The sequence below is a fragment of the Rickettsia endosymbiont of Urophora cardui genome (genome assembly GCF_964030725.1).
Taxonomy (GTDB): domain Bacteria; phylum Pseudomonadota; class Alphaproteobacteria; order Rickettsiales; family Rickettsiaceae; genus Rickettsia.
This window is the reverse complement of sequence record NZ_CAXIPY010000005.1, coordinates 159,826-174,177: the sequence shown is the minus strand read 5'-3', so window position 1 is coordinate 174,177 and position 14,352 is coordinate 159,826. Positions and strand designations below refer to the sequence as shown.

The window sequence follows — 14,352 nt, the reverse complement described above, 5'->3', positions numbered from 1 at the left end:
AAATTTATATTTAAAGTTAAATATTTAGTGCTTTTATCAGCTTAAAAGCGATATTTCTACAATTTAAAGTAAATTATTTGATATATAATACAAATTATAGAGTGATACACTCGCCACTTTTTTTAATAAAAATTTTTTGTCAAAACTTCAGTTATTTAATTATGTCAAACGATAATTCTCAAGTTACCCCTCCTCTTTCTAAGCAACAATTATTTGCTTTTTTGGGTATGGTTGTTGGTATGTTTATGTCAGTGCTTGATATCCAAATTGTTGCAAGCTCATTATCCGTAATAGCAGCAGGACTTGCGGCTTCAAGTGATGAGCTTTCTTGGGTTCAAACATCTTATTTAATAGCTGAGGTTATCATAATTCCGATTACGGGATTTTTAGCAAGATTACTTTCCACTAGGATTTCTTACTTTATTGCAGCTCTTGGCTTTACGATTATGAGCGTATTATGCTCACTTGCAACAAACATTGAGTCAATGATTATCTTTAGAGCATTACAAGGATTTTTTGGTGGTGCTATGATACCAACAGTTTTTAGCACTGTTTTTATAATTTTTCCGCCATCACAACGCCCTAAAATCACTATATTAATTGGGCTTGTTGTAACTGTTGCACCAACTTTAGGTCCAACACTTGGAGGGTATATTACAGAAATTTTATCATGGCATTTTATGTTTTTACTGAATGTTATACCTGGTATTTTTGTATGTAGCGTAGTTTTTTTATATGGTCATTTTGACAAACCAAATTATAACTTACTTAAAAATTTTGATTTCCTTGGCATAGCAATTATGGCTTTGACTCTTGGTTTACTACAATATGTTTTAGAGGAAGGTAATAAAAAAGGCTGGCTTGAGGATAATTTAATATTATTTTTAAGTATTGCTGTAGCCTTAGGCTTTATTTTACTAATAATCAGAGAGCTGACTTTTATAAATCCAATTTTAGATTTAAAAACATTTCTCTATAAAGATTTTACGTTTGGCTGCCTCTATTCTTTTGTTATGGGTATAGGATTATATGGAGCAGTATATATATTACCATTATTCTTATTTATCATAGCAGGTTATGATACTCTGCAAATTGGTGCTACTATGATGGTAACGGGAATAGCACAATTTTTATCAGCACCACTAGCTGGAAGAATGCTAGGAGCGGGCGTAGATTTACGGCTAATGCTGATTATAGGGCTTGGCGGCTTTGCACTGGGATGTCATTTAAATAGCTTTCTAACACCTGATTCTAAATTTGCCGAATTTGTATTACCACAATTTGTCAGAGGGCTTTCTTTAATGTTTTGCTTCATACCAACTAATAATATTGCTCTTGGTAATATGCCAAGGGAAAAAGTAGGAAATGCAAGCGGTCTTTATAACCTCACTCGTAACCTTGGAGGAGCGGTAGGATTAGCAGTCATTAGTACTATACTAACTAATGATACTAAAATTTTTATGCAATATCTATCAGAAAACATCCCCTCCACTTCTATAATGGCAATGGAGCAAATAGATTCATACACCGCATTATTAAGCGGGAAAGTCTTTAATCCAGAAAAAGCCTCATATTTATTATTGGCTAATAAAATAAATACGGATGCATTTGTAATTGCAATAAATAATATATTTAATATGATAGCGTTATTATTTATACTTATAATGCTGCTAATTCCTTTCACTTCAAATATCAAGATATCAGGAAACACCAATGCCCACTAAAATTTCAATTATATTATATTTTCCTTGGTTATTTTGGGAAATATGCAATTCAGCTTTTTCAGTTATTAAAATAATTTGGCAAAGGAATATAGTTATAGAACCAGTTTTTGAATGGGTCGATGCTGAAGGATTAAAAGATATCGGTGAAATAATATATGGTAACTCAATTACTTTAACCCCTGGTACAGTAACATTAGACATAAATAATAATATGTTATTAGTGCATGCACTCGATAAATCATCAATTGATGATTTACACAATGGTAAAATGATTAAAAAAATTAAAAGAATTGTGAGGATATGACATCAAATTTAAAATATAAACGGGTTTTGTTGAAAGTTTCAGGTGAAGCTTTAATGGGTGATAAGCAATTCGGTCATGACTATGACACAATAAAAAAGATTGCTGGGGATATTAAAGAGCCTATTGATTTAGGTGTAGAGGTTGCCATCGTAGTTGGTGGTGGAAATATTTATCGCGGGATTAATGCAGCATTAGTTGGTATGGATCGAGCATCAGCCGATTATATAGGTATGCTCGCAACAGTTATTAATGCTTTAACACTGCAAAATGTTATGGAAAGCCTCAACATCTATACAAGAGTTCTATCGGCTATTCCAATGATGAGCGTATGCGAGCCATATATTCGTCGCAGAGCTAAAAGACATATGGAAAAAGGTCGAGTAGTAATTTTTGCCGGTGGCACTGGTAATCCGTTTTGTACAACCGATAGTGCAGCAGTACTTCGTGCAATAGAAATGAATTGTGATGTTTTGCTAAAAGCAACGCAAGTTGATGGTGTATATGATTCTGATCCGAAAAAAAATCCGAATGCTAAAAAATATTTCACTATTAACTACAAAGATGTTATAACTAACAACCTGCAAGTTATGGATTTAGCAGCTATAGCCGTTGCAAGAGAAAATAAGTTACCTATAAGGGTATTTTCAATAAAAGAACAAGGTAATATTGCTAAAGTGGTTCAAGATCAAGGGGAATATACATTGATAGAGGGGGAGTAGTATATTGTTCCTATGTCATTCCTAGCAGTAACGGGTTGTTTGCATGGCTCGGAAAATGTCTTCTATGTCATTCCCGCCTATGCGGGAATGACAATGGTGGAGCAATACTGCCACTTTTATACACCAAAATAATAACACATGGATGAAAAATTATGGATAAAGCAACTCTTAAGAAAAATTTACAAGAAAAAATGGATAAGGCTTTAAAAGTTTTAGATCATGAACTTAAAGGGCTTCGTACCGGCAGAGCTTCAGTTAATTTACTTGATAGCGTAACTGTAGAAGCTTATGGTGATAGAATGCCACTCTCACAAGTTGCGTCTCTAACAACTCCAGATGCACGCACAATTAATGTGCAAGTCTGGGATAAATCTATGGTATCATCAGTAGAAAAAGTAATTACAGTAGCAAATCTTGGTTTAACTCCATCATCAGATGGGCAGTTAATTAGGCTACCTATACCAGCTTTAACGGAAGAAAGACGTAAAGAGCTTGCAAAACTTGCTCATAAATATGGCGAAGATACTAAAATTTCATTACGTAATATTAGAAGAGACGGAAATGAAGAACTCAAAAAAATGGAAAAAGATAATATTATAGCAAAAGATGAACATCATAGTTTAGCAGAACAGGTACAAAAACTAACTGATGAATATAGTAGCAAAGTTGATTCGGCGATAAAGCAGAAAGAGCAAGAAATAATGACGGTGTGATAATTCAATTGTCATTACGAGCGACTGCAAGGAGCGTGGCAATCTCGTAAAGCAAACTCCTGAGATTGCCGCGTCGATTCTGCGAATCTCCTCGCAATGACGATTTGGTATCCACGAAACAACGGAATAAAGAAAACAAAATAAATTATGATTACAAAAGAAGAAGTAGAAAAAATAGCAAAGCTTGCAAGGCTTAAATTTGAGGAAGATAAGGTAGAGGAATTCTCTAGCAGGCTTAGCTCTATAATGGATATGATCGATATTCTAAATGAAATAGATTGCACCGATGTTAAGCCTTTAACTTCTGTTTGTGACATGCAAGCAAGAATACGACCTGATGAAGTTACAAGCAAAGACCATTCAAATGAATTATTTGATAATGTTCAGGGGGCTAGCCAGCAGCTTGCTAAAGAAGTGAAATATTTTATTACTCCAAAGGTTGTTGAATAATATGACGGAATTAAATAAGTTAAGTGTAGCAGATAGCTTAAAAGGCTTAAAGAATAAGGAATTTACCAGTAAAGAATTAGTTAATGCACATATTAAGCAAATAGAAAAACATAAAAACCTAAATGCTTATGTTACTGAGACTTTTGATTTAGCTTTAAAACAAGCAGAAGCGGCTGATCAAAATTATGCCAAAAATCAGTCAAGAACTCTTGAGGGGATACCTTTTGCTGCTAAAGATCTTTTTTGTACACAAGGCATTAGAACAACTGCTTGTTCTAATATATTAAGAGAGTTTATTCCTAATTACGAGTCAGGTGTTACGCAGAATATTTTTAATAAAGGCGGCGTGATGCTTGGCAAAACTAATATGGACGAGTTTGCTATGGGATCGGCAACTATTACTAGCTGTTTCGGTAATGTAATTAGCCCATGGAAAGCTTTAGATGATGGTGCTGATCTAGTGCCTGGCGGTTCATCAGGTGGTTCAGCTGCGGCAGTAAGCGGCTTTATGGCTACCGCTGCCCTTGGTAGTGATACAGGCGGTTCGGTGCGTCAGCCGGCAAGCTTTACCGGTTTAGTTGGGTTCAAGCCTACATATGGACGCTGCTCAAGATATGGTATGGTATCGTTTGCAAGCTCTCTTGATCAAGCTGGTATATTTACTAGAAGCGTTTTAGACAGTAGCATTATGCTTGAGGCAATGATGGGTTTTGATGAAAGAGATTCTACTTCTATTAAAATGGAAGTACCGCAATTACAACCTGCTATCGGAAGTTCTATAAAAGGCATGAAAATAGGCGTACCTCTAAGTCTTGGAGAGGGCGGGATTATCGAGCCTGATATTATGAAGATGTGGCACTCTACCATAGAGCTACTTAAAGATGCCGGTGCTGAAATAATCGATATTTCTCTGCCGCATGCTAAATATGGCGTTGCTGTTTATTATGTTATAGCACCTGCTGAAGCCTCTTCAAACTTATCTAGATATGACGGCGTAAGATACGGGCTTAGAGTAGAGAAAGAAAATATGAGCCTAGATGAGATGTATGAAATAACAAGATCTTCCGGTTTTGGTGATGAAGTAAAACGCCGTATTATGATCGGGACATATGTACTTTCTTCTAGTTTTATGGATGCATATTATTTAAAAGCACAAAAAGTGCGTAGGCTTGTTGCTGATGATTTTAATAATGCTTTTATAAAAGTAGATGCTATTTTATTACCATCTGCTCCAACAGAAGCATTTAGAATCGGTGAAAAACAAAATGATCCAACTATTATGTATTTAAACGATTTATTTACCATTCCTGCAAGTTTAGCAGGGCTGCCTTGTGTTTCAGTGCCGGCAGGCTTGTCAAACAGAGGGCTACCGCTTGGTATGCAAGTTATAGGTAAGCAATTAGACGAATATAATGTTTTAAGAGTAGCATCTGCCATAGAGTCAGGTGTTAAACATATTAAATTTGAGCCGAAAGGATTTTAATTATGGCATATATTGAAGGTAGTAGAGGAAAATGGGAATATGTAATTGGGCTTGAAATCCACGCTCAAATTTCCTCAAAATCTAAGCTTTTTTCAGGCAGCGGTACAACATTTGCAGCAAGCCCAAATTCACAAGTATCCTATGTTGATGCAGCGATGCCAGGTATGCTACCAGTACTTAATGAGTATTGTGTTCATCAAGCAATTAAAACAGGTCTTGGGCTTAAGGCAAAGGTAAATAAATATTCGGTATTTGACCGTAAGAATTATTTTTACGCTGATCTACCACAAGGTTACCAAATCTCTCAGTTTTATTATCCGATAGTGCAGGATGGTACTATGGAAATACCAACAAATACTGGTGAGCTGAAAACTATCCGTATTAATCGCCTGCATTTAGAGCAGGATGCTGGCAAGTCTATGCATGATCAATCACCGCATTATAGTTTTATCGATTTAAACCGTGCAGGTATTGGACTTATGGAAATCGTAACCGAGCCTGATATATCCTCTCCGGACGAGGCAGCAGAATTTGTTAAGAAGCTCAGAAGCTTGCTTCGTTATGTTGGTAGTTGCGATGGATATATGGAAAAAGGTTCTATGCGTTGTGATGCTAATGTGTCAGTAAGGCGTGCAGGTGAACCACTTGGGACAAGATGCGAAATTAAGAATATTAACTCAATTCGTAATATTGTCAGAGCTATAGAGTTTGAAGCTAAAAGGCAAGTAGATTTGATTGAAAATGGTGAATCTGTAATTCAGGAAACACGTTTATTTAATGCTGATAGCGGTGAGACAAGAACTATGCGTTCGAAAGAAGAAGTGGCTGATTACCGCTATTTCCCTGACCCTGATTTATTGCCGATTATTCTTTCTGATGAATTAATAAATGAATTAAAAGAAAGTTTACCTGAGCTACCGGATGAGAAGATAGAGAAATATATAACCAAATTCGGTTTAAGCAAATATGATGCTGAAGTAATCGTAGCTGATGAGTCGGCTGCTAAATATTTTGAAGAAGCAGCAAATGAATGTGATCCTAAATTACTCGCTAATTGGTTAATTAATGAATTATTTGGACAGCTTAATAAAGCTTCGACCGAAATAAGCGGGTGTAAAATTACGCCTAACGATTTTGCAAAATTAATCAAATTGATAGAAGATAATACCATATCCGGTAAAATTGCTAAGACTGTTTTCGAAATTATGTTTGAAACCGGTAAAGCAGCTGATAAAATTGTAGAAGAGCAAGGCTTAGTACAAGTTTCAGACTCTAATGTGCTAAATACTGTAATTGATGAAGTAATCAGAGAAAACCCTGATTCAGTTGAAGGATATAGAGGCGGTAAGGATAAATTATTCGGCTTTTTTGTTGGTCAAGTGATGAAAAAAACAGGCGGTAAGGCAAACCCTGGGCTTGTGAATCAGCTTTTAAAGGATAAGCTTGGTTAGCGTCATTGCGAGCGACTAAAAGGAGCGCGGCAATCTCATGAGACTTTCTGAGATTGCTTCGTCGCTACGCTCCTCGCAATGACAGGATACACGATAAAAAACTATTCAAATTTAAAATATTACTTTTTATGAATTTCCTTAAAGTACTTTTATTATCTTTATTATTAATTTCTTGTGAAAAAAAAGAGCAAGAAGCAACTTTAATCGTTGGAACTTCAGCAGACAATCCACCCTATGAATTTATTCAAAATGGTGAAATTGTTGGGATTGATATAGATATTATCAACGCAATAGGCGAGCGTTTAAATAAAAGAGTCATCATAAAAAACTTTGACTTTAATGGCTTACTTGCAGCTTTGGTAAGCGAAAATATCGATATTGCAGTTGCAGAACTTTCAGTAACACCAGAACGTGCGGAATATATCAGCTTTTCCGATAATTATGCTGCAGCAAAATTTGCTGTATTATACAGGTTAGAGGACAATGTACAAAGTATTGGTGATTTAGATAACAAAATAATCGGTGTGCAATTAGGTAGTGTATTAGAAAAAAAAGCTGAAGAGCTTTCTAAAACAATGAATATTAAAGTTCATTCCTTAGCAAATAGTTTAATGTTAGTTGAAGAATTAAAAGCTAAAGTCGTAGATGTTATTATTTCTGAAGAGTTGCAAAATAAAAAGTTACAAGAAGCAAATCCAAATTTAGCAAGTTATACTTTAGAGGAATTTTCTTCGGAATTTGCTTTAGGCTTGTCTAAAAATTCAGGATTAATTAAAGAAATTAATGAAGCAATAGATTCATTGAAAAAAGATGGTACTATCAATAAAATTATGAAGAAATGGCTGGGACAGTAACAGAAAATCAATTTAAAGATGCTATGAGATGTTTTCCTGCAGGAGTGACAATCATAACTACTAATTTAAATAATAAGTTTTTTGGCTTTACTGCTAGTTCTTTTACTTCTGTATCTTTAAAACCTCCATTAATATTATTTTGTCTCAATAAAAATTCTTTTAGCATAAAAGGTTTTGCAAACAGTAGTAAATTTGCTATTAGTATTTTAGCAGACAATCAAGTTGATATTTCAGAACATTTTGCAAAATCACATACTGATAAATTTGCAGAAATTTCCTATGAGTTAGGTAGTAAAACTAGTTGTCCTTTAATAAATGGAGCTATTTGTCATATAGAATGCTTAAAACATGCCACCTATGATGGTGGTGATCATGTTATATTTATTGGTAAAGTAATAAATACTGCTATTAAAAACGACTCAAAACCTTTAATATATCATCATAAATCTTACATAAAATTAATATGATTATAAATATAGGTCTTAGCGGTGCTACCGGTAAAATGGGTAGAGCTATTTTAGAGAGAATAGATAACTTTAAAAATTGTAAAATTTCAGCAAAATTTAATAGCACCCATGATTTACATGAACTAAATGATTTATGTAAAAATTCTGACATAGTTATTGATTTCTCTACTCCTGAAATATTAGAAAAATTGGTTGATAGTGCTTTAAAATATGATACCAAATTAGTAATTGGAACTACCGGTCTTACTTCCTCACAATTTAAACTTTTAGAAAAAGCAGCAAAAACCTTACCTATTTTATATTCTGCCAATATGAGTATAGGTGCTAATTTACTCGGTTATTTAGCAAAAGAAGCAACAAAAATATTGGATGATTACGATATTGAGATTTTAGAAGCTCATCATCGGGCTAAAAAAGATGCTCCTTCAGGCACTGCTATTATGCTTGCTGAAATGATTACAGCTGAAAAAGAACTAGATATAACATTTAACCGAGGTAATAAAATAAGAAGAAATAATGAAATTGGTATTTCTTCGCTTCGTGGTGGTAATGTACACGGCACTCATGAAATATTTTTTCTAGGCGATGACGAAACCGTTACTTTAAAGCATGAAGCTCTTAATAAGAATTCTTTTGCCGATGGGGCAATAAGGGCGGCAATCTGGCTACAAGATAAACAAGCTGGTTTATATTCTATGCTCGATTTTTATAAAAATTTAATTAATTATCACTTGAAAAAGCCCATTTAAAGGACTATATTTATACTATATAAACATAATCTTAGGGTTTCTTATGATCGATTATACAAAAACTTTGACAGCTTCATCATCTAAAAACAAAACTTGTGATGAAGGTCTAAGAAAATATATGCTTAAAGTATATAATTATATGGCTTTAGCATTATTACTAACCGGCATAGCTGCGGTAACAACCATATCAGTTGAGCCTTTATATAATTTAATGTTTCAAACAGGTTTTGGAACGCTTATAATGTTTGCTCCTCTTGGCATCGCTTTATATTTCTTTATGGGATTTGGGCGTATGAACTTGCAAACAGCACAGATATTATTTTGGGTTTATGCCGCTTTAACAGGTATGTCTCTTGCATATTTAGCTCTTGTCTATACTGGTGAATCAATAGCTCGTACTTTCTTTATTTGTGCTTCTGTTTTTGGAGCAATGAGCCTATATGGTTATAGCACAAATAGAGATTTAACATCTATGGGTTCATTTTGTGCAATGGGTCTTATAGGTCTTATAATTGCTTCATTAGTTAATATGTTCCTAAAAAGTTCAGGTCTTTCTTTTGCTACTTCTCTCATAGGAATAGTTGTATTTATGGGTTTAATTGCTTGGGATACTCAAAAAATTAAATCTATGTATTACATGGCAGGAAATGATGAAACAGGACAAAAGCTTTCTATTATGGCAGCTTTTACATTATATCTAGACTTCATAAATCTTTTCTTATATCTAATGAGATTTTTAGGCAACAGAAGAGACTAATATTTCCAGTCATTGTGAGGATATGCGTGATCGAAAGGTGTCATCCCGTGGCTTGGGAACTAGATCCAGTAAAAAATACAAATACAAAAAACGCGATTGATCATCTCGCTTTATGCTGGATTCCCGTTTTTGCGAGAAGGCTTTGTTGCGTGGGAACTATAGCTTAATCCATTAAGATACTGACACTAAATTTGTGGGATGCCTTATTATATGACATAATGATGCTCCTCGCAGCAGAGCTACGAGGTATCTATCCAAAAAGCTTTAACTGTTTTTGTTGAAATGCTTTATACCTGAAGTTTTGACAAAAATTCTAATTTTTCTGACTAAAGTAAAAATTTATATTTAAAGTTAAATATTTAGTGCTTTTATCAGCTTAAAAGCGATATTTCTACAATTTAAAGTAAATTATTTGATATATAATACAAATTATAGATTAATACACTCGCCACTTTTTTTAATCTCTCAGGGTTTAATTCCCCGAAGCTCTGCTTCGTGATATCATAAGAAACAACTAAAACTTTTTTAGATACCTCGTAGCTCTGCTGCGAGGAGCATCATTTAATAAAAACCCTACAAGAAAGCCTGAAATAAGCTATTCTGAGCTGTTAACCATAGTGCTTTTATACCATCAATCACCTTGTAAAAACTTTAAATATTTTTATATGTCCTATCTACAATTATATAAATCAGACTTTGTAACTCTTCCATCATATACTCGTTTTATAGCTCTAAAACCAAGAGTTCTGAGTTATTTAGTTTTATTACTTGAATGGTATATGCAGGCAGCTCAATCTACGGGAGTTTCTTATATTGACGCCACATCTTTAGAGGTTTGTCATCGAAAAAGAATCTCTCGTAATAAAGTCTTTGCCGGTATTGCTGCTTTGGGTAAAACAACAAAAAGTTGGTTTTTTGGTCTAAAATTACATTTGGTTATTAACGAAAAAGGTGAGATTCAAGGTCTAAAACTAACGCCTGGTAATGTAGATGATAGAGCGCCGGTTTCGATAATCACCAAACATATCACGGGATTATTGTTTGGCGATAAGGGTTATATCAAACAGGAGCTCTTTGATGATCTATACAGCAAAGGAATCAAGTTAGTAACTGGCATAAAGAAGAAAATGAAGAATAAACTTATGCCATTATTTGAAAAAATATTATTACGCAAACGCTCAATTATCGAAACAGTATTTAGTGTGCTGAAGGGTGCTTTCGAGCTCGAACATACAAGACATAGATCAATTTGGAATGCCTTTGTACATATCTTATCCGCCCTAATTGCATACTGTATGAAACCTAACAAACCTGCTATATCTCAAAATTAGCTAATCCAGAATTCAGGTTTATAAGGTTTTTTAAAATATATATTTTTTAGCATAAAACTAATATGTTGTAAAAGTCATGAATATTATTGTTGCTAAAATGCAAAGAGAGAAATATATTAGACAAAGACTTTATTTAATTATTTATCTTTATGTTTAATTATCTTTATGTTTAAAACTTTAACGCAAAATTTAACGAAGATTTTTGATCGGCTAGTAAGCTCAGGGCTTTTAACTGAAGAGCAAATAGATGCTGCTTTAAGAGATATAAGAGTTGCTCTTTTAGAGTCGGATGTTGCTCTGCCTGTAATAAAAAATTTCGTAGCAGAAGTTAAACAAAAAGCCTTAGGACAGGAAGTTATCAAATCCATTTCACCCGGGCAGATGATAATTAAAATTATTCATGAAGAGATGATAAATATTTTATCCTCTAGTGAAGATGAGATAAAACTAAATTTAAATGCAAAACCGCCAGTAAATCTTTTAATGGTAGGGTTGCAAGGTAGCGGTAAAACTACAGCAAGTGGCAAACTGGCATTGCGTCTTAAAAACCAGAATAAAAAAGTCTTATTAGTTTCTCTTGATACTTATAGACCGGCAGCACAAGAGCAGCTAGAAATACTTGCAAATTCGGTAAAAATTAATTCACTGCCAATTGTTAAAGGTGAGAAACCTCTTGATATAGTTAAAAGAGCAATGGCTGAGGCTAAATTATCGGCATATGATTTGGTGATTTATGATACTGCTGGAAGAACGCAAATTGATCAAGAAATGATGAATGAGGCAATCGCAATAAAAAAGATAGTTGAGCCAACTGAAACGTTGTTAGTAATCGACAGTATGACAGGGCAAGATGCGGTAGTAACAGCTAGTAGTTTCAATGAGCAGCTAGAAATTTCAGGGTTAATTTTGTCAAGGATTGATGGTGACTCTAAGGGTGGTGCGGCATTAAGTGTAAAATATATTACACAAAGACCAATTAAGTTTCTAAGTAGTGGTGAGAAACTAACCGATTTAGAAGAGTTTGATGCTAAACGTATAGCGTCTAGAATACTTGATATGGGGGATATTATTTCCTTTGTTGAAAAAGCAGCAAGTATAGTAGATAGAGAACAAGCAAAAAAAACAGCAGCTAAATTAAAAAAAGGTAAGTTTGATTTAAATGATTATCTGCAACAAATGAAAAGTATAAAAAAGATGGGTGGTTTTGGTAGTATACTTAGTGTGCTTCCTGGTAGCGGTAAGATTATGGATCAGATAGATCAATCGAAGTTAAATAGTAAAATAATCGAGCATCAAGAAGCAATCATTTTATCTATGACTCCGAAAGAAAGAAGAAATCCTGATATTATTAATGCTTCTCGCAGAAAACGTATAGCTTTAGGAGCTGGAACTACAGTGCAGAAAGTAAATATTCTGTTAAAACAATTCAAGCAAATAAGTGACATGATGAAAAAAGCAAGCAACATGAATCCTAAAAACTTGCTTCGCAGTGGACTTGGAAAGTTGTTTTCCTAAAAGGAATCACCACTTTTAATCCCTGTTGGGTTAAATTCCCCATGGCTTGCCACGATTATTTGAATCAAAGCAGGACGGTCCGCAGGAAAATTTGCCGTAAATACCCCGTAGGCTTGCCTCGGGGATAGGCAAATTTAGTTCTGCGAATTTATTACGTAAATACTTACGTGCCGTTTTTACACTCATACCTGCTTTTGCAGCAGAAATTATCTGATTATATTTTTTGATCTTTTGCATTAAAATACCTACTTGGTTATTTGTACATGTCATCAGTAATTCTCGAATAATATTTAAATATTTAAAAATAAATTTTTATTCGATTTTACTGTCCATAGTTACTTCTTTTTTATAGGTAATTTTAATGTTCGTTGAGGGTAATTCTAATATTCGTTAGTCAGAAAACATACTACTCATTTTTTTGTCTTGATTTTTCATGTATGGACCTCCTGTAGAATGCAAGAAAAAAATAACATCAATAATAAAAACAAACAAATGCAGTCATGTATCCGGCTTATAGCTGATAAATCAACCTAATTTATTCTACAGCCCTGATGGAATTCGCTGGCTTACAAACTATATACTTATCAGTCCATCGGCTTCTAAAAGAGCCACTGAAAAACGCAGTTTTTTTGTAAGCTAAGGTTTGTCTTATTTACCATCAATATTAATTATCTCAAGCATATTTCGGGTTGGAATCTCTTACATATTGTTTTGCTTTTACCTATTCATTATATAAATCACCATTTATTTTACTTATAAGTGCTATGCTACACACTCTTTAGCTACAAACTTTACTCTCTACATAATCATCTCCTGATCTTAGTACAGCAAACACCACTCTTGCCAACTTATTAGCTATGGCAACTGTCGTTTTATTATGGCTACTTCGCTCAGATAAATTAAACATCCATTTCGTAAATTGGCTAAAATCTTTTTTAGATTTCTGTTCTTCCGATGTAAATCTTATCTTGGCATTTAGTACAGCTCTAGCCCCTTGAATTAATAAAGTGCGTAAGTATACATCACCTCGCTTGCTAATTCCCAGCAGCTTATCCTTCCCACCACTTGAATGTTGTCTTGGCACTAATCCTAGCCATGCCGATAATTGCCTGCCATTCTCAAAACTTGTAGCATTACCTATTGATGCTATTAAAGCAGTAGCAGTAATTAAACCAAGACCAGGTATAGCTCTTAATCGTTGATATTGAGTTAGGTTACTTGCTATCATTGTTAATCGTTTTTCTATCTCTTTTATTTTTCTGTTATTATCTAAGAATTCTTCTTTTAGTTCACTAAATGTTTGATAACTTAACTGGCTTAATTTCCCTGCATCTAAAATCTCAATTAATTTTGTGATAACCTTATTAATGCCTTGAGGAACAATAAAACCAAACTCATGTAGTAGCCCCCTAATTTCATTAGCAAGTGCTGTACGATTTTTTACCAATCTCTCTCTTACCCTATGTATTGATAAAATTTCTTGTTGCTCTATAGTTTTAATTGCAACAAATCTCATATTAGGTCTTGTCACGGCTTCACATATCGCTTCAGCATCTGCTTGATCATTTTTATTAGTTTTAACATATGGTTTGACAAATTGCGGTGCCATTAGTTTTACTTCATGCCCTAATTTAGTTATTTCTCTTGCCCAATAACTAGAACCACCACAAGCTTCCATCCCTACTAAACATTGTGGTAAATTAGCCATAAATGTCAAAACCTGATCTCTCATCAATTTTTTCTTTAATACTGTCTTGCCATTTTTATCTACACCATGAATTTGAAAAATTCTTTTTGCAATATCTATACCAATTGTACAGGAGTTTCGCACTTAG

Annotated in this window: 14 protein-coding genes and 1 pseudogene; 13 read left to right on the top strand and 2 right to left on the bottom strand. The window is 33.9% G+C overall.

What is annotated here, in order from left to right:
• The first annotated feature begins 161 nt into the window (after positions 1-161).
• The 13 genes and pseudogenes from AAHI98_RS07400 (at position 162) to ffh (ending at position 12,517) form a co-directional block, all read left to right on the top strand.
• Complete coding sequence (locus tag AAHI98_RS07400) at positions 162-1,724, top strand: DHA2 family efflux MFS transporter permease subunit (RefSeq protein ID WP_342225519.1); 1,563 nt, start codon at positions 162-164, stop codon at positions 1,722-1,724.
• Entirely contained in the window at positions 1,714-2,028 is a 315-nt protein-coding gene (locus AAHI98_RS07395; RefSeq protein WP_342225518.1) for a monovalent cation/H+ antiporter subunit E, read from the top strand. Before AAHI98_RS07400 ends, AAHI98_RS07395 begins: the two co-directional genes overlap by 11 nt.
• On the top strand, positions 2,025-2,747 hold the full coding sequence (gene pyrH, locus AAHI98_RS07390) for a UMP kinase (protein ID WP_342225517.1): 723 nt from the start codon (positions 2,025-2,027) through the stop codon (positions 2,745-2,747). Before AAHI98_RS07395 ends, pyrH begins: the two co-directional genes overlap by 4 nt.
• A gap of 152 nt (positions 2,748-2,899) precedes the next feature.
• A complete protein-coding gene (frr, locus tag AAHI98_RS07385) occupies positions 2,900-3,460 on the top strand; it encodes a ribosome recycling factor (protein ID WP_342225516.1) in 561 nt (186 codons plus the stop codon).
• A 147-nt stretch (positions 3,461-3,607) separates the two neighbouring features.
• Positions 3,608-3,910: an Asp-tRNA(Asn)/Glu-tRNA(Gln) amidotransferase subunit GatC gene (gene gatC, locus AAHI98_RS07380; RefSeq protein ID WP_342225515.1), complete on the top strand. Its 303-nt coding sequence runs from the start codon at positions 3,608-3,610 to the stop codon at positions 3,908-3,910.
• A gap of 1 nt (position 3,911) precedes the next feature.
• Positions 3,912-5,393 (top strand): Asp-tRNA(Asn)/Glu-tRNA(Gln) amidotransferase subunit GatA, encoded by a 1,482-nt coding sequence (gene gatA, locus AAHI98_RS07375; protein ID WP_342225514.1) that lies wholly within the window; start codon positions 3,912-3,914, stop codon positions 5,391-5,393.
• 2 nt (positions 5,394-5,395) lie between these two features.
• Positions 5,396-6,844, top strand: a complete 1,449-nt coding sequence (gene gatB / locus AAHI98_RS07370) for an Asp-tRNA(Asn)/Glu-tRNA(Gln) amidotransferase subunit GatB (RefSeq protein ID WP_342225513.1) — start codon at positions 5,396-5,398, stop codon at positions 6,842-6,844.
• A 128-nt stretch (positions 6,845-6,972) separates the two neighbouring features.
• Positions 6,973-7,698: an ABC transporter substrate-binding protein gene (locus tag AAHI98_RS07365; protein WP_342225512.1), complete on the top strand. Its 726-nt coding sequence runs from the start codon at positions 6,973-6,975 to the stop codon at positions 7,696-7,698.
• Positions 7,683-8,165: a flavin reductase family protein gene (locus AAHI98_RS07360; protein WP_342225511.1), complete on the top strand. Its 483-nt coding sequence runs from the start codon at positions 7,683-7,685 to the stop codon at positions 8,163-8,165. The genes AAHI98_RS07365 and AAHI98_RS07360 overlap by 16 nt, the downstream gene beginning before the upstream one ends.
• A complete protein-coding gene (gene dapB, locus AAHI98_RS07355) occupies positions 8,165-8,914 on the top strand; it encodes a 4-hydroxy-tetrahydrodipicolinate reductase (RefSeq protein ID WP_342225536.1) in 750 nt (249 codons plus the stop codon). Before AAHI98_RS07360 ends, dapB begins: the two co-directional genes overlap by 1 nt.
• Before the next feature lie 43 nt (positions 8,915-8,957).
• On the top strand, positions 8,958-9,671 hold the full coding sequence (locus AAHI98_RS07350) for a Bax inhibitor-1/YccA family protein (RefSeq protein WP_342225510.1): 714 nt from the start codon (positions 8,958-8,960) through the stop codon (positions 9,669-9,671).
• A gap of 557 nt (positions 9,672-10,228) precedes the next feature.
• A pseudogene (locus AAHI98_RS07345) lies at positions 10,229-11,002 on the top strand (IS982 family transposase); the annotation flags it as partial.
• A gap of 165 nt (positions 11,003-11,167) precedes the next feature.
• On the top strand, positions 11,168-12,517 hold the full coding sequence (gene ffh, locus AAHI98_RS07340; RefSeq protein ID WP_342225509.1) for a signal recognition particle protein: 1,350 nt from the start codon (positions 11,168-11,170) through the stop codon (positions 12,515-12,517).
• 30 nt (positions 12,518-12,547) lie between these two features.
• Here ffh and AAHI98_RS07335 read toward each other — a convergent pair whose 3' ends face one another.
• Both AAHI98_RS07335 and AAHI98_RS07330 read right to left on the bottom strand, forming a co-directional pair.
• A complete protein-coding gene (locus tag AAHI98_RS07335) occupies positions 12,548-12,787 on the bottom strand; it encodes a hypothetical protein (protein ID WP_342225508.1) in 240 nt (79 codons plus the stop codon).
• A gap of 508 nt (positions 12,788-13,295) precedes the next feature.
• Entirely contained in the window at positions 13,296-14,348 is a 1,053-nt protein-coding gene (locus AAHI98_RS07330; protein WP_342225507.1) for an IS110 family RNA-guided transposase, read from the bottom strand.
• Positions 14,349-14,352 lie beyond the last annotated feature (4 nt).